Genomic DNA, 22,182 nt, shown 5'->3' on the forward strand with positions numbered 1-22,182 from the left:
AGGCGGTGTTGACAGACTTCTGAGGGACAGTCAGACATGGCGGAGGATCACGGCCCCCGCAAGCGCTCCGGGGCCGGCAGCGGCCCGACCCGCGCCTCAGACCTGCTCGGTCGGGAGGACCACCATCTCCGACACCGCCGTCCGCCGCGGCCGCGTGACGCCGTACGCGATCGCGTCCGCGACGTCCTGCGCCTCCAGCCGGTCGATGCCCCCGAACATCTGCGCCAACGCCTGCTGCATCTCGGGAGAGTTGTGGCCGCGCAACTCGGTGTCCACGGCGCCCGGCTCGACGACGCAGACCCGCACGTGCTGCGGCGCCAGCTCCTGGCGCAGGGCCTCGCTGAAGGCGACCACGCCGAATTTCGTGGCGCAGTACCCCGTGGCCGTGGCCGCGGCCCGGCGGCCCGCCAGGGAGGACACGTTGACGATGTCGGCCACCTGCCGGGGGCCGTCCCCGGCAGCGCTGACGAGGTGCGGCAGGGCCGCGTGGGTGGTGTGCATCAGGGCGGTCAGGTTGACGTCCACCATGCGCTTCCAGTCGGCGAGGGGCGCCTCTGTGGCGTACCCGAGGAGCATCAGGCCCGCATTGTTGACCAGGACGTCGAGGCGCCCGAGCTCCCTGACCGTACGCTCCACCACGCGCGCGGCCTCGGACTCGTCGGCGATGTCGGCGGGCAGGATCAGGGCCGAGCCGCCACCGGCCTCGATCTGGGCCGCCAGTTCCGTGAGCCGCTCCGCGCGCCGGGCGGTGAGCGCTACGGCGGCGCCCCTCCCGGCGAGCGCCAGGGCCGTCGCCCGGCCGATCCCGCTCGAAGCACCGGTCACCAGGGCCACGGTGCCGCGCAGCACGTCGTCCATCGTCCTCACCACTCCCCGCCGGCGCACGACCGTCGTGCACGTCCTCGGACATGCCTTCCGCGCTCGGCGCACGTCGCACGGCCGGGGGCCCGACCCGCCCGGTTCGGCGTAATAGCCGACCAGCACGCTCCGACCCGGCGCAGCTGCGCGGCGCGCCCCGCGGCTCTCAGAGCAGCTCGCGCAGACGGTCGGCCAGCAGGTCCCAGCGCCACTTCTCCTCGACCCAGGCGCGGCCCCGCTCGCCCATGCGGCGGCGCAGCTCCGGGTCCCGGAGCAGGGCGATCACCCGGTCCGCCGCGTCCTCGGGGACCCCGCCCCGGACCACCCAGCCCGTCTCGCCCTCCAGTACGGCGTCCGGCGCCCCGCCCGAGTCGCCCGCGACCACCGGCAGGCCCGTCGCCGAGGCCTCCAGGTAGACGATGCCGAGGCCCTCCACGTCCAGCCCGCCCCGCCGGGTCCGGCAGGGCATCGCGAAGACGTCCCCGGCGCCGTAGTGGGCGGGCAGCTCGGCCCACGGGACGGCGCCCGTGAAGACCACCGAGTCCGCGACCCCCGTGGACGCGGCCAGCGCCCGCAGGTCCGCCTCGTACGGGCCCCCGCCGACCACCAGCAGCACGGCGTCCGGCACCGCGGCCAGGATCCGCGGCATCGCCTCGATCAGCGTGTCCTGCCCCTTGCGCGGGACCAGCCGCGAGACACAGACCACCACCGGCCGGTCCGACAGCCCCAGCCGGGCCCGGACCGCGTCGCCGCCCGACCCCGGGTGGAAGGTCTTCTCGTCCACCCCCGGCGGGAGTTGCACCATCCGCGCCGCCGCCCGGTCCGTCAACGCCGAGGCGATCCGCGAACGCGTGTACTCGCCCAGGTAGGTCAGTGTGTCCGTGCCCTCGCCGATCCGGCGCAGCAGCTGCCGTGCCGCCGGGAGCTGCGCCCAGCCCGCCTCGTGCCCGTGGGTCGTCGCCACGATCCGCTTCGCGCCGGCCCGGCGCAGCGCCGGGCCCATCAGCCCCAGCGGAGCCGCCGCCCCGAACCACACCGACTCGCAGCCGTGTTCGCGCAGCAGCCCGACCGCCCGCCGGGTGACCCGCGGGGTCGGCAGCAGCATCGTCGTCCGGTCGCGCACGACCTGGAACGGCTGCTCGGCATCGAAGGCGGCGGTGGCTTCGCGGCCCTCCGCACCGTGCTTCCAGGTGGAGGCGTAGACGACGATCCGGTCGGGATCCAGCCGCAGCGCCATGTTGTGCAGGAAGGCTTGGATGCCGCCCGGTCGCGGCGGGAAGTCATTGGTCACGATCAGCGTCTTGTGCATCGCCAGCCGACAGTACCGGACGCCCCCGCGCGGCCACCGGCCCAGGCCGCGCCCGCACCGCGCGCAGCCCGTACGGGCCGGCGCCGGCCGGGTCAGGGGGCGGTCAGGTCGTTGCGGAGGGAGGCCTGCCAGGCTGCCGTCAGGGCGGGCGGGTCGGTGTCGGTGGTCTCCCGGAGCGCCACATCCAGCGGTTCGCGGCCCGCCGCCTCGTAGAGCCGGACCAGCGCGGCGTCGCCCCAGCGGGACGCGATCAGTCGGCAGGCCAGCCACGCGCCCTCGTACGCACGGGCCAGCGCCTCCGGGTCGCCGCCGAAGGCGAACGCCCCGTCGGCGGGCAGTGCGCCCGGCAGCTCGCCGCGGCGGACGGCCCGGCCCAGCGCCGGCGCGCCCTGCTGCGGGGTGGTGGTGCCGCCGCGGTACGCAGCCCAGTCGGCGAAGCCCTCGGACAGCCACAGCGGGGTCCGGGCGGAGGTCGCGGCGCGGGTGGCGACGTGCGTGACCTCGTGGGTGAGGATGACCCCGCGGCCCGCGGAGCTGAGTTGCGCCCACCCCTCGGGGTTGACGACGACCCGGTCGGCGGGTGCCTCGGCGGCGCCCACCCGGCCCGTCGTGACGGCCCCCATGCCCCGGTACTCGGCGGCCGGCCGCCCCAACAGCTGCGCCATCCGCTCCAGCGAGCCCGGCACGAGCACCACCACGCGGCCCGCCCACGGCCCCGGCCAGGCGGCGCTCACCGCCGGTACCGCCCGCTCGGCCTCCGCCGCGACCGCGGACAGCGTCCCGGCGTCCTGCCCGCTGCCCAGCACCAGGGAGTGCGCGCCCCGGACCACCGCCACCGGGCCCTGGTCCCACAGCTGGGGTGGTGCGCCCGGTGCGGGCCGGTCCCCGGTGACCCGCCACCGCCCGCCGTCCCGGCTCAGCCGGACCTCGCGCGCCGAACCGGCGGGGGCCGTGTCGTAGCCGGTGAGCCGGTAGTGCAGTTCCGCCCGGGCGGTGGCCTGCGCGCCGCTGCGGCGGACCGCGGAGACCTCGTACGCCCATCCCTCCAGCGGGATCCCGGCGAGCTGTGCGGGCGGCGTCCGCGCCCAAGCGGCGACGGCGTCCCGGACCGCCCGCTCGGCAGTGTCGGGCGCGGCGGGCGCCCCGCACCCCGCGAGCAGCCCGCTCAGCAGGAGCGGCAGTGCGCGTACGAGGAGCCGACGGAGCGGGGACATCCGACGATCGTACGCACGGCCGCGTCAGGGCCGGGTGACGGAGGACACCGGCATCATCCCGACCGGGTCGTAGCGCACCCGCGCCCCCGGGTACGGGGCGTGCACCACCTGGCCGTTGCCGACGTACATGCCGACGTGGCTGGCGTCCGAGCGGTACGTGACCAGGTCGCCGGGCTGCGCCTGCGAGAGCGGGACCTGGCGGCCCGCGTGGCGCTGGGCCTGCGAGGTGCGCGGCAGGGAGACGCCCGCCTGCCGGTACGACCACACCATCAGCCCGGAGCAGTCGAATGCGGAGGGCCCGGTGGAGCCCCAGACGTACGGGCGGCCGACCGCCGACCGGGCGGCCATCACGGCGGTCGCGGCGCGCCCCGAGGACGGGACCGACGCGCCCGGGTCGGGCACGCCCCCCGGCCGGTCGCCCGAGCGTGAGGCCCGCTCGAAGTCGGCCCGCTCCTGCGAGGGCATCGCGTTCAGCAGCCGGCGGGCCGCGGCGAGCTTGGCGGTGACGGCACGCTTCTGGCGGGCCACGTCGGCGCGTACGGCGTCGAGTTCGGCGAGCTTCTGCGAGGCCTCGTGTCGCTGCTGGCCCAGCCGGCGCTGCTCCTTGCGCAGTTCGTCGAGCTGCCGGGCCTGCCGGTCCGTCAACCGGGCGAGCTGGGACGCCCTTTCGAGGTACTCGTCCGGGTCGTTGGAGAGCATCAGCTCGACGGCGGGATCGATGCCGCCGGAGCGGTACTGGGCTCCGGCGAAGGCGCCGAGGACGCCGCGCATGGTGTTGATGCGGTCCTGGCCGCGGGCCAGTGCGTCCTGGGCCCGGTCGATCTCGGTGCGCAGCCCCTCGGCCCGCTCGCCCGCCTTGTTGTAGCGCTCGGTGGCCTGTTCGGCCTCCTCGAAGAGCCGGTCGACCTGGGCGCGGGTGCCGGCCGGGGGCTCCTGCGGCAGGGCCGGGGCCGCGCTCGCCGTCGCGCCCGCCATCGCTACCGCGGCGGTTGCGGCGACGGTGAAGACGGTGACCTTGGTGCTCCGGTCGAGGCTGCCGAGCCCGGTCCGGCGATGGGACGCCACGTGGAACCGCTCCCTTCCGCTGCGCAGGACCGGGTCCGCCCCCCGTGGACGGCCGTGTGCCGGGCTCCGCGCTGGCAGACAGTAACCGCGCGACCACGAACCGACCAACGACCGCCGGGGGCCGCGCACGCCGACGCCCCGCCGGAGACGCAGGTCACCGGCGGGGCGTGTGGTCACAGCGGGGCCGCGGAATTCGCCCGGATGGGCGGTGTGCGGCACGTCTCCCCGGGCCGGGGAGCGCGGGATCAGCCGACGCGGACGCCGAACTGGAAGGGCATGTTCTTCATGGCCTCGTACCGAACGCCGCCGGTCGGGTTGGAGGCGTGGAAGACCTGGCCGTTGCCCGCGTAGAGACCCACGTGGTGCAGGTCGTCGTAGAAGAAGACCAGGTCTCCGGGCTGGAGCTCGCTCATGCCGATGCGCGTGCCGTCGTTGGCCTGCGTGTAGGTCGTGCGGCTGATGTCGACGCCGGCCTGGCCGTAGGCCCACTGGGTCAGGCCCGAGCAGTCCCACGAGTCGGGACCGGTGTCGCCCATGTGGTAGCGGTCGCCCTTCTGGGTCAGCGCGGCGGCAAGGGCGGCCCCGGCCCGCCCCGAGCCCTTCACCGCACCGGGCTTGGCGCCCCCGCCGGCGGCGTCCGCGGCGGCCTGGCCGTCCTTGGCCGCGTCGCTCTTCAGCTGGCTGCGCTCGTCCGCGGTCAGCGTGTTGAGGAGGGCCTGGGCGTCGGCGAGCTTGGCCTGGGCGGCCGCCTTCTTCTCGGCGAGCTCCTTGCGGACGGCTTCGAGGTCGGCGAGCTTGCCGGTGGCCTCCTGGCGCTGCTGCGCGAGGCTGCGCTGCTTGGCCTGGATCTTCGATATCGCCTCGACCTGCTTGCCGCTCAACTGCTGGAGCGTGGAGGCCTTGTCGAGGAAGGCGTCCGGGTCGGCGGACAGTAGCAGCAGCACGGACTGGTCGAGGCCGCCGCCGCGGTACTGGGCGGTCGCCATCGAACCGAGGGTGTTGCGCAGGCTGTTGAGCTCGTCCTGGCCGCGCGCGACCCGGTCCTGGAGCTGCGAGATCTCCTTCTCCAGCTTTTCCTGGCGCTCTTTGGCCCCGTTGAACTTCTCGGTGGCCTGCTCGGACTCCTCGTAGAGGGCGTCGACCTTGCTCTTGACCTCGTCCTTGTTCGGCTTGTCCGGTGCGGCCATGGCCGACTGGGAGGAGAGGGCGACGGCCGCAGTGGCGAGGGCGGTGAGCACGCTCACACGGGTGCGGGTCGGCGGCTTGGGTCGACGGTGGGACGCCACGAACGCGAGCTCCTTTTTCCTGGAGCCGCCGAAGACGGTCGCAAGGCTCGGCAGCGCGCCTCCGTCGTCACCCCGAATGAGTGAACTGCCGCACGAAGGTTTGAGGTGACCCTAGTGACCTCGCTGCGATCAGTTCAAATCCTGTCGGGAAAAACTTCCTCCCCGACCAGGTTCTTTACCTACAGCCCACGCTCCGTACAGGGCACTTGACGGTACGTTCCCTGACGCCCATACCAAATCGGGCATTCCAGCAAGGAGTTACGAAACGCGCGAAAGCCGCTTCAGCAACAAAGCGGACGCAACCGGCCGGGCACCGGCCTTCGCCACGCCGTCGGCCACCTCGCGGTCGGTGGACACCACGACCACCGGCCGGCCGGGCGGCTCCGCCCGCACCAGCTGGCGGATCAGCTCGTCCGCCGTCACCCCGGGCTTGGAGAACAGCACCCGCACCCCGCGCGGCGGCGCGAGCAGCACCGGGGCCGCCAGTTCCGCGCCGTCGAACACGCACGTCATCTCCGCGCCGGTCTGCGCGGCCAGCATCGACAGCCCGCCCAGCAGCCGCAGCCGCTGCTTCTCCAACGGCATCGTCGGATAGCCGGTCTTCGTCACGTTGTAGCCGTCGACCACCAGATGGACCTGGGGCAGCGCCAACAACTGGTCCAGCAGCGCCGGATCCGTCTCCGACAGCGCCCGCGCCGCAATGTCCTTCGGGGTCATCCGGCCCGGCTCCACCGCCTCCACGGTGTCGGCCGGCCGCGTCGACACCGGCGGCAGCGCCAGCTCGCGGCGCAGCCCCTGGGCCGCGTCCAGCACGGTGTCCAGCAGCAGCCGCAGCCGCATGTCCTCGACGCTGCGTCCCTCGCGGGTGGCCCGGCGGGAGGTCTCCAGCGCGGTCTCCACCTCGGCGAGGCGGGACTTCAGGCGCCGGGTCTCGCTCTCGGCGGCGGCCACCTGCGCGGCCGCCTCACCGCGGATCCCGTCGATCTCTGCGGTCACCTTGCGCAGGGCCGCCTCGCCGCGCTTCACATCGCTCTGGGCGCTGCGCAGCTTGCGATGAAGCGATTCCGCTTCCTTGCGCGCCGCGTCCAGCTCGGCCCGCACCTGCTCGCCGCCGAGGCGCTGTACGTCCCGGGCGTGCGCCAGTTCCTCGCGGAGCCGGTCCAGTTCGCGCCGGGTCTCCTCGCCGACCCGCTCGGCGTCGGCGCGCTGCGCCTCCTCGCCGGCGGCGGCCACCAGCTTCACCCAGCCGACCGGCCGCAGCACGTACGCGGCGGCCGCCACGTCCAGCGGGTCCGCGGCGGCGGGCGGGGCACCGGACTCCAGGGCGCCGGTCAGCTCGGTCTGGGCCTCGCGCAGCTTCTCGGCGACGCGGCCGCGGAAGACGGGATCCGTCTCCACTGCCGCGGCCATCGCGTTGCCCGCGAACTTGGCGCGCCGGGTCGGGGTGAACCGGGCGTACTGGCGCAGCTGCGCCGGGAGGTCCGCGACCGTCAGTCCGCCGAAGGCGTCCGAGACGAGCGCGACGACCCGGCGCCGCACGCCTTCCGGCAGCGGGCGGTCGAGCACCTCGGCGGCGTCGCCGGCCGCGTCGGCCGGCTCAGCGCCGCTTGCTGGCTCCACAATCCGTCACCCCTACCGTGATCTACTGTGGGCCCGGCTCCGTCAGGAGTCCGCGCCCGGCCTGTCCACGAGCTCGATCTGGTCCACCGCGTTGCACCAGCGGCAGCGGACCGACTCGATGGTCTCATTGACCACCTCGCGCTCCTCGACCTTGGGCTCCCCGGCAAGATCCAGGTGGACGTACTCCACGACCTTCGACGAACGAGTGACGTCGAAACGCGTGAGGTTGCCGCACAGGGTGCAGCGCCACCGGGTGGTGTCGGTGGGCAGGGGAACCGTCATCAGGCCGCTCTCTCCTTCGTAGCTCTTTCAATTAAAGCCGCCGTCCGCGTCAATCGGCGGACCGCAGCACGTAACCCTACGGCCTGCCGGTGCTCCGGGCGGGTCCGCTTGGGTCATGCTCGATCGCATGATCGTAAAGTGGCAGGCCCTCCGGGAGGCGGCCCGGGGCCCGGTGGTCGTCCACGCGCTGATCGCCGGCTGCTGCGTGGTGTTCCTGCTCGGTCCGGCTTCGGGCCTGAATCCCTCGTACGGAGCGGGCGAGCGGCTGGTGGAGACGGGGACCGCTTACTTCCGGCGCTGGGGAGTGGTCCCGGACGAACTGTTCACCGGCTCCGCGCGGGCGCTGCTCACTCCGCTCACCGCGCTGTTCGTACACGGCAGCTGGCTCCACCTGCTCGGCAACATGCTCTTCCTCTACGTCTTCGGCGTGATGGCGCAGGAGCGGATGGGGCGACCGGAATTCCTGGCGTTCTACGTCTGTACGGGGTACCTGGCGCTGGCGGCGTACGCGGCGGCCAACGCGGCCTCGGAGCAGACCCTGGTCGGCGCGTCCGGCGCGATCTCGGCGGTACTGGGCGCTTTCCTGTGCCTCTTCCCGCGGGCCAGGGTGACGAGCCTGTTCCCGTTCCTCTTCTTCCTGCCGCTGCGCTTCCCGGCCTGGATCGTACTGATGTTCTGGTTCGGCCTGCAGTGGCTGGCGGCGCACCGCGCGGGGAGCGGCCCGGGGGTGGCGTACCTGGCCCACGTGGTGGGCTTCTCGCTCGGCTTCGTCTACGCGTGGGTGCGCTATCGGCGTACGACTAGAGTGAGGCGACCAGCGACGGCCACCGAGGGAGACAGCCAACCGTGATCACCGCGATCGTGCTCATCAAGACCAGCGTGGACCGCATCCCCGAGATCGCCGAGTCCATCGCCGCGCTGGAGAACGTCAGCGAGGTCTACTCCGTCACGGGGACGTACGACCTGATCGCCCTGGTGCGCGTGGCCCGCCACGAGAACCTGGCGGACATCATCCCCGGCCGCATCAGCAAGATCCCGGGCGTGGAGGCGACGGACACGCACGTGGCGTTCCGCACCTACTCCCAGCACGACCTGGAAGCGGCCTTCGCCATCGGCCTGGACGCGTAGCGTCCGACCGTTCACAGTTCCGGCAGCCGCTCCCCCGGCCGGGGCACGCGGCGTTCCTGCAGCCAGAACGGGTAGCCCCGCAAGTGGTCACCGAGGCCGGTGTCGAGGTGCGCGAGGTACGCGCGGGACCGCCGGCCGCCTCACGCTCGTCCTCCCGCTCCGACGCCGACCGGCTCCGGTCCAGGCCCACGGCCCACTCGCGGTCCCGGCCCCGGTCCCGCCACCGGTCCCGGACCAGCTCCGGGGTCCAGTGCGCGTCGCCGTCGCACTCGTACCCGGCCATCGGGTCCTGCCGGGCCGCGGCCATGACCCGGTACGTCTCCTCGGGCGTGCACGGCTGGCGGTGGACGAACTCCCCGCCGGACTCGTCGTCGTACAGGACGTGGGCCGGCGCGACCTCGCGGCCCACCCAGCAGGTGTCGGTAGCCGCCCCGTAGAACGGCCCCGGCGCGTTGCGCCAGTTGCGCTCCCGCCACGCTTCGGGCCGGCCGCCCCACGGCGGCTGGTACGCGGGCACCCAGTTCGCGAGGCCGGGTAGCGGCTCGCCCTCCGCGCAGGCGCGGACCGTCGGCAGCGGATCCCAGTAGGTCATGCCGAGCAGCCCGTCAGACGGCCGGGACGCAGCGACCCTCCTCCGTGCGGTACTGCCACTTGGCGCCGTCCCGAACCAGCTCGCGCACCGCGCGCACGAACCGTTCGACGTGCTCGTCCGGGGTGCCCGCGCCGAAGCTGACGCGGATCGCGTTCAGCGTGGGGGCACCCCCGGACGAAGTCTGGGGGTGTTCGCCCGGGGCCGCCTCGGGGGCCCCGCATTCGCCCTGCGCCTGCGGCTCGCTGCCGAGCAGGGTGCGGACCAGCGGGTGGGCGCAGAACAGGCCGTCGCGGACGCCGATCCCGTACTCCGCGGACAGCGCGGCCGCGAAGTGCGAGCTGTTCCAACCGTCCACCACGAAGGAGATGACGCCGACCCGCGGGGCGTCGTCGCCGAACAGGGAGAGGATCCTGACCTGCGGGACCTCGGCCAGGCCTGCGCGGACCTTCGCGATGAGGTGCCGCTCGCGGGCGACGAGGTTCTCGAAGCCGGCCTCGTCCAGCGCCCGGCAGGCGGAGGCGATGGAGTACACGCCGATGACGTTCGGGGAGCCGGCCTCGTGGCGGGCGGCCGTGGTGTGCCACTCGACGTCGACGCCGCCGTCCTCACGGCGGGCGACCTTCCGGGAGGCGCCGCCGCCGGCCAGGTACGGCTGCGCCTGCTGGAGCCAGTCCGCGCGGCCGGCCAGTACGCCGGAGCCGAACGGCGCGTACAGCTTGTGCCCGGAGAAGGCGACCCAGTCCACGTCCAGCTCCTGGACGGAGACGGGGTGGTGCGGGGCCAGCTGCGCGGCGTCCAGGACGATCCGCGCGCCGTGGGCGTGCGCGGCGGCGGCGAGTTCCTTCACCGGCCACAGTTCACCGGTGACGTTGGACGCGCCGGTGACGCAGACCAGCGCCGGCCCGTGCGGATCGCGGTCCGCCAGCGCCCGGTCCAGGGTCTCGACGGCCTGCACCGGGGTCCGCGGGGCGTTGAGGTACGTGACCTGCGCGTCGCCCCACGGCAGCAGCGAGGCGTGGTGCTCGGTCTCGAAGACGAAGACCTGACAGCCGGCGGGGAGCACGGCGGCGAGCAGGTTCAGGGAGTCGGTGGTGGAGCGGGTGAAGACCACCTGGTCGGCGGGCCGGCAGTCGAGGAACTCGGCGACGGTGGCCCGGCTCTGCTCGAAGAGGTCGGTGGAGAGCTGCGAGAGGTACCCGGCCCCGCGGTGGACGCTGCCGTAGTAGGGGGCGTACGCGGCGACGTCGTCCCAGACCCGCTGGAGCGCGGGGGCGCTGGCCGCGTAGTCGAGGGCCGCGTAGCTGACCTCGCCGCCGATGACGAGCGGGACGGTCACGTCCCGGCCGAGGACCGGCAGCGGCTCGGCACGGGCGGGGTCGACGGGCGGGGTCGCGACGGACGCGGTGGCGACGGCGTTCGGGTACGTGGACATGGCGGTATCTCCCGGCAGGACAGGCGGAATGGCTTCGGAAGGCCCGTACGTGGGTGCACGGATGCGCGGGCGCGCGGCAGCGCGGATGCACATGTGCCAGTGGTACGGGAATTGCCTCGACGCGCGGACGACTGGGGACCGCACGGAGGGTGAAGAGGGGCGGAGTCGCCCTATCGCATTCGCTTGCTCACGGAAAAGCTCCTCGGGAGACCAGGACCCCTGGTGTCGAGGGATCCGCGCTTGCCGTAGGCCTTTCTGGCTACGACCTGGTCATCACCCGGGGCACCCCGCCACGGAAGGAGGGTTGCCGGACAGCAAGCCGGGGCCGAAACGCTGTCACTCGTGACCTGGTGAGCATCCTGCCACATGATCCCCAACGCGCAAGACCCCGGTCCGCATGCTGGACCGGGGCCTTGGCCGGAAAAGATCAGGCGCTGCCTACGCGTTGCTCGCCGCCACCCAGCGGTCCAGGGCGGCCTTGGCCGCGCCCGAGCACCAACCCCCGACGCCGCACTCGCGCCGCTCGGCCGCAGGCGGCCTCCCGGGCATCGACCGGCTGCGCCGACCTCCGGCCGCCGGGGAACGCGAGCCGGTGGCCCCCGCCTACGCGTTGCTGGCCGCCACCCAGCGGTCCAGGGCAGCCTTGGCCGCGCCCGAGTCAATGGATTGCGCCGCCCGGGCGATCGCGGCGCGGATCTCGTCCTCCAGGGAGCCCGTGCCCGGGTCCAGGGCCACCAGGGCCGCCGCCGAGTTCAACAGCACCGCGTCACGGACCGGCCCGGTCTCGCCGGCCAGCAGACGGCGGGCGACGTCCGCGTTGTACGAGGCGTCCGCGCCGCGCAGCGCCGAGACGTCGACCAGGGGGATGCCCACGTCGCGCGGGTCGAACGACTGCTCGTCCACCCGGCCGTCGCGGACCCACCACACCCGGGAGGTGGCCGTGGTCGTCAGCTCGTCCAGGCCGTCGTCGCCTCGGAACACCAGCGCCGAGGAGCCGCGCTCCGCCAGCACGCCCGCCACGATGGGCGCCACCCGCGGGTCCGCGACGCCCGTGGCCTGCGCCCGTACCCGCGCCGGGTTGGTCAGCGGGCCGAGGAAGTTGAAGGTGGTCCGGATCCCGAGCTCCTTCCGGGCCGCGGCCACGTGCCGCAGCGCCGGGTGGAACTTCACCGCGAAGCAGAAGGTGATGCCGGCTTCTTCGGCGACCTCGACCACCCGCGCCGGGGTGAGGTCCAGGTTGACGCCGAGCTTCTCCAGCACGTCCGAGGACCCGCTCGCGGAGGACGCGGCCCGGTTGCCGTGCTTGACCACCTTGGCACCCGTGCCGGCCACCACGATCGACGACATCGTCGAGATGTTCACCGTCTTGGCCCCGTCGCCGCCGGTGCCGACGATGTCCACCGTCCGGCCCGGCACCTCGATCAGGTTGGCGTGCTCGTACATGGACCGTACGAGGCCGTTGATCTCCGCGACCGTCTCCCCCTTGGCCCGGAGCGCCACCACGAAGCCGGCGATCTGGGCGTCGGTGGCCTCCCCGCGCATGATCCGGTCCATGGCCCAGGCCGTTTCGTCGGCGCGCAGGTCCTGGCCGGTGAGCAGGGCGTCGAGGAGACCCGGCCAGCCACGGGCCGCCACGCTGTCGCCGCCTGCCGGGGTCACAACGTTCATGGTCCGCTCCTGCTGCTGGTCGGCCGTCCGATGCCGGGGCCCACGTCGAATGGGAAGGAGATCAGCCTATCCAGCCCCGGGGACGGCAAAGAGCCCCGTCCAGACACTGGACGGGGCTCTTGCCGTGGCGACACCGGGACTGGCGTGAATCAGTCCCTCATGGGATCAGTGGTGGCCGTGGCCGCTCTGGATCTCCTTGTACTCCTCCACCGTGGGCTTCGGAATCTGGTTGTTCTCGGCGTAGAAGCCCTTGCTGAGCTTCGCGCGGAGCTTCTCCATGCGGCCGACCTTGCGCTCGACACCGTTCTCGTCGACCGTCGGGCCGATCTCGACCGGCTTGTACTGCTCGTGCGCGGTCAGCGTGTGCAGCTTGCCCTGCGGGAGCGGCTCGTGGATCTCGACGAACTCACCGTGCGGCAGGCGCTTGATGATGCCGGTCTCGCGACCGTGCAGCACCTTGTCGTGGTCCCGGCGCTGGAGGCCGAGGCAGATGCGCTTGGTGACGATGAAGGCGAGGACCGGGACGACGAAGAAGCCGATCCGGACGAACCACGTGATGTTGTTGATCGAGAGGTGGAAGTACTGCGCGAACATGTCGTTTCCACCGCCGATCAGCAGCACGATGTACTCCGCGATCCAGGCGACACCGAAGCCCGTACGGGTCGGGACGTTGCGCGGGCGGTCCAGGATGTGGTGCTCGCGCTTGTCACCGGTGACCCAGGACTCGATGAACGGCCAGGCGGCGATCGAGCCCAGCACCAGCGGGAAGATCAGCAGGGGGATGAACACGCCGAGAACGAGCGTGTGGCCCCACAGGTTGATCTCCCAGCCCGGCATGGCACGGATCAGGCCTTCCGGCATACCCATGTACCAGTCGGGCTGCGCGCCGGTGGACACGTGGTCCGGGCGGTACGGGCCGAGGGCCCAGATCGGGTTGATCGAGGCGATCGCCGCGATGGCCGCGATGACACCGAAGACCAGGAAGAAGAAGCCTCCGGCCTTGGCCATGTAGACCGGCAGCAGCGGCATGCCGACGACGTTGTTGTTCGTCTTGCCGGGACCCGCGAACTGGGTGTGCTTGTGGTAGAAGACCAGGATCAGGTGGGCCACCAGCAGGCCCATCATGATGCCGGGCAGCAGCAGGATGTGGATCGAGTAGAACCGCGCGACGAAGTCGCCGCCGGGGAACTCGCCGCCGAAGAGGAAGAACGAGATGTACGTGCCGACGATCGGCACGGACAGGATCGCGCCCTCCATGAAGCGGACACCGGTGCCCGAGAGCAGGTCGTCCGGCAGGGAGTAACCGGTGAAACCGGTGAACATGCCGAGGACCAGCAGCAGGAAGCCGAAGATCCAGTTGACCTCGCGCGGCTTGCGGAACGCGCCGGTGAAGAAGACGCGCATCATGTGCACGACCATGCCGGCGACGAAGATCAGGGCCGACCAGTGGTGGATCTGCCGGATGAGCAGACCGCCGCGGACGTCGAAGCTGATGTCCAGCGTCGAGGCGAAGGCCTCGGACATCTGGACGCCCTGCATCGGCACGTACGAGCCGTGGTAGACGACCTCGTTCATGCTCGGGTGGAAGAACAGCGTCAGGTACACACCCGTGAGGATGATGATGATGAAGCTGTAGAGGCAGATCTCACCCAGCATGAAGGACCAGTGGTCCGGGAAGATCTTGCGCATGTTGGACTTGGCCAGGCTGTAGATGCCCAGGCGGCCGTCCGCCCAGTCGGCTACCCGCTCGCCGGCCGGCGCTTTGCGCTTCGAATCGGTGGCAGTACTCATCCGCGCTCCCAGAATGCAGGACCGACGGGCTCTTCGAAGTCGCCGAGCGCTTCAAGGAAGCCTTCGCCGTTCACGCCGATCCGCAGCTGCGGAAGCGCGTGGCCGGCCGGGCCGAAGATGACACGGGCGCCGTCGGAGAGGTCGAAGGTGGACTGGTGGCACGGGCAGAGCACGTGGTGCGTCTGCTGCTCGTACAGGCTGATCGGGCAGCCGACGTGGGTGCAGATCTTCGAGTAGGCCACGATGCCCTCGTGGGACCACTCCAGCTCCTGCTTGTCCTTGATGTCGTCCGGCTTGATCCGGACGATCATCAGGGCAGCCTTGGCGATCTGCGTCTGGAAGTCGTGCTGCTCCTCGTCCAGGCCCTCGGGCCGGACGAAGGTCAGCGAACCGACCTGGACGTCCTCGGGACGCAGCGGCTCGTTCGTGTTGTCGTTGATGAGCAGCTTGCCCTTGGCCCACACGGTCTTGCGCAGCTTCTCCTCGGGCAGCGGGCCCAGGTCGCGCATGATCATGACGGCGGACAGCGGCAGCATGGCCAGCGCGCCCAGCATCGTGTTGCGGATCAGCGGGCGACGGCCGATGGCGGACTCGTTCGCACCGTCGGCGAAGTCCGACAGGACCTTCGCCTTGACCTCCGGCGGCGCCGCGATCGCGTGGCGCTCGTCGGCGACCTCCACGTCGGACATCAGGGTGCGGGCCCAGTGGACCGCGCCCGCGCCGATGCAGAAGAGGGCGGCACCCAGGGTCAGACCGAGGGCGAAGTTGAGCCCGCTCACCTTCCCGACGGGGAAGATGTAGACGATCTTGTCGACCGGGATGGCCACGTACGAGACGATGAAGCCGATCGTGGCCAGCATCGACAGCGTGAACAGCATCGCCACGGTGCGCTCGGAGCGCCTCGCGGCCCGCTCGTCGATGTCCTGGATACGGGGCTTGTGGACCGGCAGGCCCGGGTCGGCGAACGGGTCGTCCGCGACTGCTACGCCACCGTGGTGCGCGTCGCCCTGCTCGCTCGGCAGGTGCTTCTCTTCGGGAATGTCTTGGCTACTCATGACTTCTTGGCCTTAGCGGTGTGGGCCGCGACCCAGACGGCGACAGCGATCAGCGCACCCAGACCGAAGATCCAGCCGAACAGACCCTCGGAAACGGGGCCGAGGCCACCGAGCTTCAGGCCGCCAGGGCTGACCGACTGCTCGCCGTTCACGTGCTGGATGTACGCGATGATGTCCTTCTTCTCCTTCGTCGGCATGGTGCTGTCCGGGAAGGAGGGCATGTTCTGCGGGCCGGTGAGCATGGCCTCGTAGATGTGCTTCGGCTCGACGCCCTCAAGGCTGGGGGCGTACTTGCCGTTCGTCAGTGCGCCGCCTTCGCCGGTGAAGTTGTGGCACTGCGCGCAGTTGTTGCGGAACAGCTCACCACCCCTGGCGATGTCGGCACCCGCCGGGTCGTACTGCTTCTCGGTCGGCACCATCGGGCCGGCGCCGAGGGAGGCGATGTAGGCGGCGAGCTGGTCGATCTGCGCCTGGTCGTAGACGACCGGCTTCTTCGGCACCTGCGCGCCGGGCTGCTGGGCGGGCATGCGGCCCGTGCTCACCTGGAAGTCGACGGCCGCGGAGCCGACGCCGACCAGGCTGGGGCCGTCAGTGGAACCCTGACCGCTGGATCCGTGGCAGCTTGCGCAGCTCACGGCGTAGAGCTTCTTGCCCTCGTCGATGGCGAGGGACTGGGCGGTTTCATCGGCCTGCGCCTTGCCCGCGGGGGCGAAGGCGGCGTACAGCCCCCCAGTGGCCGCCAGCGCGAGGAGTAGAACGACGACCGCCGCCAGCGGATGGCGTCGTCGTGCGGAGAGCTTTTTCACGGATTACCCCGGTGTCAGGATCTTCTGCGTCGGTGTGTCTGGATGGAGTGCCGGGTCGGGCCCGGTGACGTGTTCGCTACTTGATCAGGTAGATCGTCGCGAAGAGGCCGATCCAGACGACGTCGACGAAGTGCCAGTAGTAGGACACGACGATGGCCGACGTGGCCTGTTCGTGGGTGAACCTCTTGGCCGCGTACGTCCGGCCGAGGACCAGCAGGAAGGCGATGAGACCGCCCGTCACGTGCAGACCGTGGAAGCCGGTGGTCAGGTAGAACACCGAGCCGTACGGACCTGACTTGAGAGACATGCCCTCGTGCTTGACCAGCTCGGTGTACTCGAACACCTGGCCGCCAATGAAGATCGCACCCATGACGAACGTGACCATGAACCACGACCGGAGCTTCTTCACGTCACCGCGCTCGGCTGCGAATACGCCGAGCTGGCAGGTGAGGGAGGAAAGCACCAGGATCGTCGTGTTCGTCGCCGAGAAGGGCAGATTCAAGGCCGAAGCCTGCTCTGCCCAGTACTCGGCGCCTGTCACGGATCGCAGGGTGAAGTACATCGCGAAGAGGGCCGCGAAGAACATCAGCTCGGAACTCAACCAGATGATGGTTCCGACGCTGACGAGGTTCGGCCGGTTGACCGTCGGGTGCGCGTGCCCGGTATCTACTGTCGTTGCTGTCGCCACGACCGACATTATGTCGGTCGCTTATCCCGCCCTCACCCCGGGGGGTGCCGTTCGGAGTGTCAGGGGCGTGTGCAAGGCCCGAACGGCCCATCAGATCGGCCCCGGAGCAACACCCGCGAGGCTGTTCGAACCGATGTTGACACCGGGTCGGACGGAGTAGCATCCCGCGCAACACCAACGTGATTCACGGCACCGTGGAGGAACGAAATGCGGTCGACTGCACGGGTTCTGGTCTACAGCGACGACGCGAGCACCCGGGAGCAGGTGCGGCTGGCGGCCGGGCGCAGGCCGGCCGCGGACCTGCCTCCTGTCGAATTCGTGGAATGCGCCACGCTCCCGGCGGTCCTGAGCGAGCTGGACGCGGGCGGGATCGACGTGTGCGTGCTGGACGGCGAGGCGGTCCCGGCCGGCGGCATGGGCGTGTGCCGGCAGATCAAGGACGAGATCTTCCGGTGCCCGCCCGTGCTGCTGCTGATGGGGCGTCCGCAGGACGCCTGGCTGGCCACCTGGAGCCGCGCCGACGCGGCGGTGACCCTTCCCGTCGACCCGGTGGAGTTCCCGGACGCCCTGGCGGGCCTGCTGCGTTCACGGCTCTCCCACAACGCCGCCTGACCCCCACCAGGCTCCGCCGGCCCCGTTCGGGGCTGGCGGAGCCGGTGCGGCGCGAGCGCGGGCCTACGGGGCGCTCAGACGGTGGGCCGCAGGCGGGTCTGGTCGACCGGGCTGCGGCCTTCCTGGGTGTCCTTGAGGAGGGCGCTGCCGTCGCGCCACTCCTTCCAGTCGAGGTTCCAGTCGCCGAAGCCGTTGCCGAAGGGCTCCATGTCGTCGCCTACGCTGTTGATCACCTTGACGATGTCGCCCTCGGTGATGTTCTCGTAGAACCAGGCGGCGTTGCCCGTGCTCATGCCGGTGCAGCCGTGGCTGACGTTCTCGGAGCCCTGCGATTCCACGGACCACGGCGCGGCGTGGACGTATTCACCGCTCCAGGTGACGCGGGTCGCGTAGTAGACGGGCAGGTTGTAGTACTCGCTGCCGCCGATGCCGACGGTGTCACCGCGCATCTGGACGAAGTACTGCTTGCCGAGGACCACCTTGATGCCGTTGCGGGTGGAGAACCCGGGCTTTCCGGTGGTCACCGGAATGGTGTTGATCACTTCTCCGTTGCGCTTGAACGTGAGGTAGTGCGCGGACGCGTCGGTGGTGACCTCGACGCGGTCCCCGATCTCCAGCGTCAGTGACTTGCTGGCGGCCCCGTGGAGGTTGTCGGAGATCCTGATGCCCTCCAGATTGCTCCGTACGGAGACGGTGGAGTGTGCGGGCCAGTACTCCTTGGGGCGGTAGTGCAGGTGCTTGTCGTCCACCCAGTGCCAGGCGCCCTCGACGCCCGAGGGCGCGTCGACCACCAGACCCCGCTCTACGAGCGCCCGGGCCGCCTTGTCCTGGACGGGCTCGTTGAGTTCGGCCGTGATCGGCTGTCCGACGCCGTACTTGCCCTCGTCCGGCCCGAATTCGACCTTGAGGACCTCATGGGCCGGAGTGGTCTTGAACGTCAGCCTGCGCTGCCCCGGAGCGCCGCGTTCGTCCTCGGTCTCCACCAGGACCGTGTAATGGGCGCCGGCGGCCAGCGGGACGGTGCTGTGCCAGCGGTCGCCCTTGGCGCTCAGCTCGCCCGCGAGGCGGCGCCCTTGGGCGTCCACGGCGGTGACGTCGGTGATCCGGCTGCCGCCGGTTCCCTTCGCGGTGATCTCCAGCGGCCGCTCGGGGTCGACCGGCCGGCCGCCCGGGGGCTGGTTGAAGACGACCTGGTCGCCCGCGTCGTACGGGCGGGCTGACAGCGGGTTGTCTCCGGGCCCGCAGCCGGTGGCGCCGGCCCCGAGGGACGCCACCAGCACGGAGCAGCCGACTACCGTCCAAAGACGCGGTGAGTGCTTCATGGAGCCAACGCTATGAAGGTATGACAAATACGGCGCGCCGGGTGACTGCAAACGAGGGGCCCGGACTCCTCCGTTGGAGGTGTCCGGGCCCCAGGTCTTTGCTGCGCGAGTGCGGTCCTACTGGTTCTGGTTCTCACCGCGGTAGTACTCGTACACCCAGCCCCACAGGCCGATCACGATGATCGGGGCCGAGAAGTACATGAGCCACCAGCCGAAGATGACGCCCATGAACGCGAGCGCACCGCCGATGCCCAGCGAGAGCGGCTGCCAGCTGTGCGGGGAGAAGAATCCCAGCTCGCCCGCCTCGTCGGCGACGTCGGCCTCCAGGTTGTCCTGGGCCATCTCGTCCACGCGCTTGGCCGTGAAGGCCAGGTAGTAGCCGATCATGACGCTCAGGCCGAAGGCCAGGAAGAGCGCGGTGGTTCCGACGGGCTCCTTCGACCACACGCCGTACACGACGGCCATGATCAGGATGAAGAAGGAGAGCCAGAGGAACATCTTGCCCTGGATCTTCACTTGCCGGCCTCCTTGCCACCGGTGACGGCCTTGGCGGCCACGCTGTGGTCCTCAAGGTGGTCGAGGGCCGCGATCTCAGGGTGGTGCAGGTCGAACGCCGGGGATTCGGAACGGATCCGCGGCAGGGTGAGGAAGTTGTGCCGCGGCGGCGGGCAGGACGTCGCCCATTCGAGCGAACGGCCGTAGCCCCACGGGTCGTCGACCTCGACCTTCTTGCCGTACTTCGCCGTCTTCCAGACGTTGTACATGAACGGCAGCATCGACATGCCCAGCAGGAAAGAGCTGATCGTCGAGATCGTGTTCAGCGTGGTGAAGCCGTCGGCCGCGAGGTAGTCGGCGTAACGACGCGGCATGCCCTCGGCACCCAGCCAGTGCTGCACCAGGAACGTGCCGTGGAAGCCGATGAACAGCGTCCAGAAGGTGATCTTGCCGAGACGCTCGTCCAGCATCTTGCCCGTGAACTTCGGCCACCAGAAGTGGAAGCCGGCGAACATCGCGAACACCACGGTGCCGAAGACGACGTAGTGGAAGTGCGCGACGACGAAGTACGAGTCGGAGACGTGGAAGTCCATCGGGGGCGAGGCCAGGATGACGCCGGTCAGACCACCGAAGGTGAAGGTGACCAGGAAGCCGATCGTCCAGAGCATCGGGGTCTCGAAGGACAGCGAGCCCTTCCACATGGTGCCGATCCAGTTGAAGAACTTCACACCGGTCGGTACCGCGATCAGGAAGGTCATGAAGGAGAAGAACGGCAGCAGCACACCACCGGTGACGTACATGTGGTGGGCCCACACGGTCACGGAGAGGCCGGCGATCGCGATCGTCGCGGCGATCAGGCCGATGTAACCGAACATCGGCTTGCGCGAGAAGACCGGGATGATCTCGGAGACGATTCCGAAGAACGGTAGCGCGATGATGTACACCTCTGGGTGTCCGAAGAACCAGAAGAGGTGTTGCCACAGCAACGCGCCGCCGTTTGACGCATCGAACACGTGCGCACCGAACTTGCGGTCGGCCTCCAGCGCGAACAGCGCGGCGGCCAGCACCGGGAAGGCGAGCAGGACCAGGACACCGGTCAGCAGCACGTTCCAGGTGAAGATCGGCATGCGGAACATCGTCATGCCCGGGGCGCGCATGCAGATGATCGTGGTGATGAAGTTGACCGAACCGAGGATCGTGCCGAAGCCGGAGAAGGCCAGACCCATGATCCACATGTCGGCGCCGATGCCCGGCGAGCGGACCGCGTCCGACAGCGGGGAGTAGGCGAACCAGCCGAAGTCGGCGGCGCCGTTCGGCGTCACGAAGCCGGCCACCGCGATGGTCGAGCCGAAGAGGTACAGCCAGTACGCGAACATGTTCAGCCGCGGGAACGCCACGTCGGGCGCGCCGATCTGCAGCGGCATGATCCAGTTCGCGAAGCCCGCGAAGAGCGGGGTGGCGAACATCAGCAGCATGATCGTGCCATGCATGGTGAACGCCTGGTTGAACTGCTCGTTCGACATGATCTGCGTGCCCGGACGAGCCAGCTCGGCGCGCATGAGGAGCGCCAGCAGACCGCCGATGATGAAGAACACGAACGACGTGACCAGGTACATCGTGCCGATGGTCTTGTGGTCGGTAGTGGTCATCCACTTCACGACGACACTGCCCGGCCGCTTGCGCCGCACCGGAAGCTCGTTTTCATACGAGTCGGCGGCGGCACCCTGAGATTCGTTGAGGATGCTCACAGTTTGTTCGTCTCCGCATTCCGGGCCGGGTCGGTCTGCTTGATGCCGGCCGGGAGGAAGCCGGTCTGCCCCTTCTCGGCCAGTTCCTTGAGGTGCGCCCGGTAGGCCTCGGGCGAGACGACCTTGACGTTGAACAGCATCCGGGAGTGGTCGACGCCGCAGAGCTCGGCGCACTTGCCCATGAAGGTGCCCTCCTGGGAGGGGATGACCTCGAAGACGTTGGTGTGGCCCGGGATGACGTCCTGCTTGAAGAGGAACGGAACCACCCAGAAGGAGTGGATGACGTCGTTCGACGACAGGATGAAGCGGACCTTCTCGCCCTTGGGCAGCCACAGGGTCGGACCCGGGTTGCCGGTCTGGGGGTTCCGGTCGCTCGGGACACCCTTCTCGTAGACGCCCTCGGCGCCCACCTGGAAGTCCTTGGTGAAGCGGTCCGGGATGTTGGAGAGCTCCTTGGGGATCTCCCCCACCTTCGGGGTCGCCGCATCGCCGTCGACGTTCTCGATGTAGTTGAAGCCCCAGCTCCACTGGAAGCCGATCACGTTGATCGTGTGCGCCGGCTTCGGGGTGAGGGCGAGCAGCTTCGACTCGTCACGCGCGGTGAAGTAGAACAGCACCGAGACGATGATGAGCGGGACCACGGTGTACAGCGCCTCGATGGGCATGTTGTAACGGGTCTGCGGGGGAACCTCCACCTTCGTCCGGCTGCGCCGGTGGAAGATGATGCTCCAGATGATCAGGCCCCAGACCAGGATGCCCGTGATGAGGGCAGCTGCCCACGACCCCTGCCACAGGGACAGGATGCGAGGCGCCTCCTCCGTGACCGGATAGGGCATTCCGAGCCGGGGGAAGTCTTGCCAGTTGTACGAGCAACCAGTGGCGGTCGCCAGGACCGCGCCCGCAGTCAGCGCCTGCAGCAGCTTCCGCCGCATCGGGCGCCGCGGCGAGCGGTCGGAGCCGTAGGGACTCACGTAGCGCCTTCCCGAGAGTCTCGGCCCGCGCGGCCGGCCGCGGCCGTATTCGGGTCGGTCGCCGGCCCTGACGCAGGCAGGGGTTTGGATGTTTATGCGGACCAAACCCTACTGGACGCTATTTGGGGTCGCGCGGGGAGGGTGCCCAACGCGCCGCTACTGCCCCCGAAGGGATGGATCCGCCGTACGGGGGACGGCTCAACACCCCCTGAATGGCGGCCTCCGGAGGGCATCTGACGG

General features: G+C 70.4%; 20 protein-coding genes and 1 riboswitch. Of the genes, 3 read left to right on the forward strand and 17 right to left on the reverse strand.

The genetic code is table 11. From position 1 onward, the window contains the following. Window positions 1-96: 96 nt before the first annotated feature. The 7 genes from OHA65_RS11585 to OHA65_RS11615 all read right to left on the reverse strand — a co-directional run bounded on the left by OHA65_RS11585 (window position 97) and on the right by OHA65_RS11615 (window position 7,634). Window positions 97-858, reverse strand: a complete 762-nt coding sequence (locus tag OHA65_RS11585) for an SDR family NAD(P)-dependent oxidoreductase (RefSeq protein WP_327283046.1) — start codon at window positions 856-858, stop codon at window positions 97-99. Window positions 859-1,024: 166 nt separating this feature from the next. Further along, a complete protein-coding gene (locus tag OHA65_RS11590; protein ID WP_327283047.1) occupies window positions 1,025-2,167 on the reverse strand; it encodes a glycosyltransferase family 4 protein in 1,143 nt (380 codons plus the stop codon). Between the two features lie 92 nt (window positions 2,168-2,259). Beyond that, window positions 2,260-3,381, reverse strand: a complete 1,122-nt coding sequence (locus tag OHA65_RS11595; protein ID WP_328762502.1) for a hypothetical protein — start codon at window positions 3,379-3,381, stop codon at window positions 2,260-2,262. 24 nt (window positions 3,382-3,405) lie between these two features. After that, entirely contained in the window at window positions 3,406-4,446 is a 1,041-nt protein-coding gene (locus OHA65_RS11600; protein WP_327283049.1) for an NlpC/P60 family protein, read from the reverse strand. Window positions 4,447-4,691: 245 nt separating this feature from the next. Further along, on the reverse strand, window positions 4,692-5,732 hold the full coding sequence (locus OHA65_RS11605; protein ID WP_327283050.1) for an NlpC/P60 family protein: 1,041 nt from the start codon (window positions 5,730-5,732) through the stop codon (window positions 4,692-4,694). Window positions 5,733-5,990: 258 nt separating this feature from the next. Further along, window positions 5,991-7,355: an NYN domain-containing protein gene (locus tag OHA65_RS11610; protein ID WP_327285621.1), complete on the reverse strand. Its 1,365-nt coding sequence runs from the start codon at window positions 7,353-7,355 to the stop codon at window positions 5,991-5,993. 39 nt (window positions 7,356-7,394) lie between these two features. After that, on the reverse strand, window positions 7,395-7,634 hold the full coding sequence (locus OHA65_RS11615) for a hypothetical protein (protein WP_008738811.1): 240 nt from the start codon (window positions 7,632-7,634) through the stop codon (window positions 7,395-7,397). 127 nt (window positions 7,635-7,761) lie between these two features. Here OHA65_RS11615 and OHA65_RS11620 point away from each other — a divergent pair, with 127 nt between their 5' ends. Together OHA65_RS11620 and OHA65_RS11625 are read left to right on the forward strand one after the other, a co-directional pair. Then, on the forward strand, window positions 7,762-8,484 hold the full coding sequence (locus OHA65_RS11620) for a rhomboid family intramembrane serine protease (RefSeq protein ID WP_328762503.1): 723 nt from the start codon (window positions 7,762-7,764) through the stop codon (window positions 8,482-8,484). After that, window positions 8,481-8,762: an Lrp/AsnC family transcriptional regulator gene (locus OHA65_RS11625; RefSeq protein WP_030013053.1), complete on the forward strand. Its 282-nt coding sequence runs from the start codon at window positions 8,481-8,483 to the stop codon at window positions 8,760-8,762. The genes OHA65_RS11620 and OHA65_RS11625 overlap by 4 nt, the downstream gene beginning before the upstream one ends. Window positions 8,763-9,367: 605 nt before the next feature. On the opposite strand, the gene OHA65_RS11630 is transcribed toward OHA65_RS11625, so the two are convergent. From OHA65_RS11630 to OHA65_RS11655, 6 genes are all read right to left on the reverse strand, one after another. Continuing rightward, complete coding sequence (locus OHA65_RS11630; protein WP_327283052.1) at window positions 9,368-10,786, reverse strand: aminotransferase class V-fold PLP-dependent enzyme; 1,419 nt, start codon at window positions 10,784-10,786, stop codon at window positions 9,368-9,370. A 231-nt stretch (window positions 10,787-11,017) separates the two neighbouring features. Then, a riboswitch (SAM riboswitch) is annotated at window positions 11,018-11,134 on the reverse strand. 255 nt (window positions 11,135-11,389) lie between these two features. Next, a complete protein-coding gene (trpD, locus tag OHA65_RS11635; RefSeq protein ID WP_327283053.1) occupies window positions 11,390-12,454 on the reverse strand; it encodes an anthranilate phosphoribosyltransferase in 1,065 nt (354 codons plus the stop codon). 165 nt (window positions 12,455-12,619) lie between these two features. After that, entirely contained in the window at window positions 12,620-14,245 is a 1,626-nt protein-coding gene (locus OHA65_RS11640) for a cytochrome bc complex cytochrome b subunit (protein WP_327283054.1), read from the reverse strand. Beyond that, window positions 14,242-15,300 (reverse strand): Rieske 2Fe-2S domain-containing protein, encoded by a 1,059-nt coding sequence (locus OHA65_RS11645; protein WP_327283055.1) that lies wholly within the window; start codon window positions 15,298-15,300, stop codon window positions 14,242-14,244. The genes OHA65_RS11640 and OHA65_RS11645 overlap by 4 nt, the downstream gene beginning before the upstream one ends. Then, entirely contained in the window at window positions 15,297-16,106 is an 810-nt protein-coding gene (locus OHA65_RS11650) for a c-type cytochrome (protein ID WP_327283056.1), read from the reverse strand. The genes OHA65_RS11645 and OHA65_RS11650 overlap by 4 nt, the downstream gene beginning before the upstream one ends. A gap of 76 nt (window positions 16,107-16,182) precedes the next feature. Next, window positions 16,183-16,803 (reverse strand): heme-copper oxidase subunit III, encoded by a 621-nt coding sequence (locus OHA65_RS11655; RefSeq protein ID WP_327283057.1) that lies wholly within the window; start codon window positions 16,801-16,803, stop codon window positions 16,183-16,185. Window positions 16,804-17,001: 198 nt separating this feature from the next. Here OHA65_RS11655 and OHA65_RS11660 point away from each other — a divergent pair, with 198 nt between their 5' ends. Beyond that, window positions 17,002-17,406, forward strand: coding sequence for a hypothetical protein (locus tag OHA65_RS11660; protein ID WP_327283058.1), 405 nt, complete (start codon window positions 17,002-17,004; stop codon window positions 17,404-17,406). A gap of 74 nt (window positions 17,407-17,480) precedes the next feature. Here the strand turns inward: OHA65_RS11660 and OHA65_RS11665 are convergent, their stop codons facing one another. The 4 genes from OHA65_RS11665 to coxB form a co-directional block, all read right to left on the reverse strand. Continuing rightward, entirely contained in the window at window positions 17,481-18,728 is a 1,248-nt protein-coding gene (locus tag OHA65_RS11665; RefSeq protein ID WP_327283059.1) for an Ig-like domain-containing protein, read from the reverse strand. Window positions 18,729-18,845: 117 nt separating this feature from the next. Next, window positions 18,846-19,244 (reverse strand): cytochrome c oxidase subunit 4, encoded by a 399-nt coding sequence (locus tag OHA65_RS11670; protein ID WP_030291781.1) that lies wholly within the window; start codon window positions 19,242-19,244, stop codon window positions 18,846-18,848. Next, complete coding sequence (gene ctaD / locus OHA65_RS11675) at window positions 19,241-20,971, reverse strand: cytochrome c oxidase subunit I (RefSeq protein WP_327283060.1); 1,731 nt, start codon at window positions 20,969-20,971, stop codon at window positions 19,241-19,243. Before ctaD ends, OHA65_RS11670 begins: the two co-directional genes overlap by 4 nt. After that, on the reverse strand, window positions 20,968-21,942 hold the full coding sequence (gene coxB, locus OHA65_RS11680) for a cytochrome c oxidase subunit II (protein WP_327283061.1): 975 nt from the start codon (window positions 21,940-21,942) through the stop codon (window positions 20,968-20,970). Before coxB ends, ctaD begins: the two co-directional genes overlap by 4 nt. Window positions 21,943-22,182 lie beyond the last annotated feature (240 nt).

It is taken from the genome of Streptomyces sp. NBC_00045 (assembly GCF_045041095.1).
GTDB lineage: Bacteria > Actinomycetota > Actinomycetes > Streptomycetales > Streptomycetaceae > Streptomyces.

Bases quoted from the DNA above. Each gene is read 5' to 3' on its own strand.
- OHA65_RS11585 (WP_327283046.1), bottom strand. From the start codon at position 858: ATGGACGACGTGCTGCGCGGCACCGTGGCCCTGGTGACCGGTGCTTCG.
- OHA65_RS11590 (WP_327283047.1), bottom strand. From the start codon at position 2,167: ATGCACAAGACGCTGATCGTGACCAATGACTTCCCGCCGCGACCGGGC.
- OHA65_RS11595 (WP_328762502.1), bottom strand. From the start codon at position 3,381: ATGTCCCCGCTCCGTCGGCTCCTCGTACGCGCACTGCCGCTCCTGCTG.
- OHA65_RS11615 (WP_008738811.1), bottom strand. From the start codon at position 7,634: ATGACGGTTCCCCTGCCCACCGACACCACCCGGTGGCGCTGCACCCTG.
- OHA65_RS11620 (WP_328762503.1), top strand. From the start codon at position 7,762: ATGATCGTAAAGTGGCAGGCCCTCCGGGAGGCGGCCCGGGGCCCGGTG.
- OHA65_RS11630 (WP_327283052.1), bottom strand. From the start codon at position 10,786: ATGTCCACGTACCCGAACGCCGTCGCCACCGCGTCCGTCGCGACCCCG.
- trpD (WP_327283053.1), bottom strand. From the start codon at position 12,454: ATGAACGTTGTGACCCCGGCAGGCGGCGACAGCGTGGCGGCCCGTGGC.
- OHA65_RS11640 (WP_327283054.1), bottom strand. From the start codon at position 14,245: ATGAGTACTGCCACCGATTCGAAGCGCAAAGCGCCGGCCGGCGAGCGG.
- OHA65_RS11645 (WP_327283055.1), bottom strand. From the start codon at position 15,300: ATGAGTAGCCAAGACATTCCCGAAGAGAAGCACCTGCCGAGCGAGCAG.
- OHA65_RS11655 (WP_327283057.1), bottom strand. From the start codon at position 16,803: ATGTCGGTCGTGGCGACAGCAACGACAGTAGATACCGGGCACGCGCAC.
- OHA65_RS11660 (WP_327283058.1), top strand. From the start codon at position 17,002: ATGCGGTCGACTGCACGGGTTCTGGTCTACAGCGACGACGCGAGCACC.
- OHA65_RS11665 (WP_327283059.1), bottom strand. From the start codon at position 18,728: ATGAAGCACTCACCGCGTCTTTGGACGGTAGTCGGCTGCTCCGTGCTG.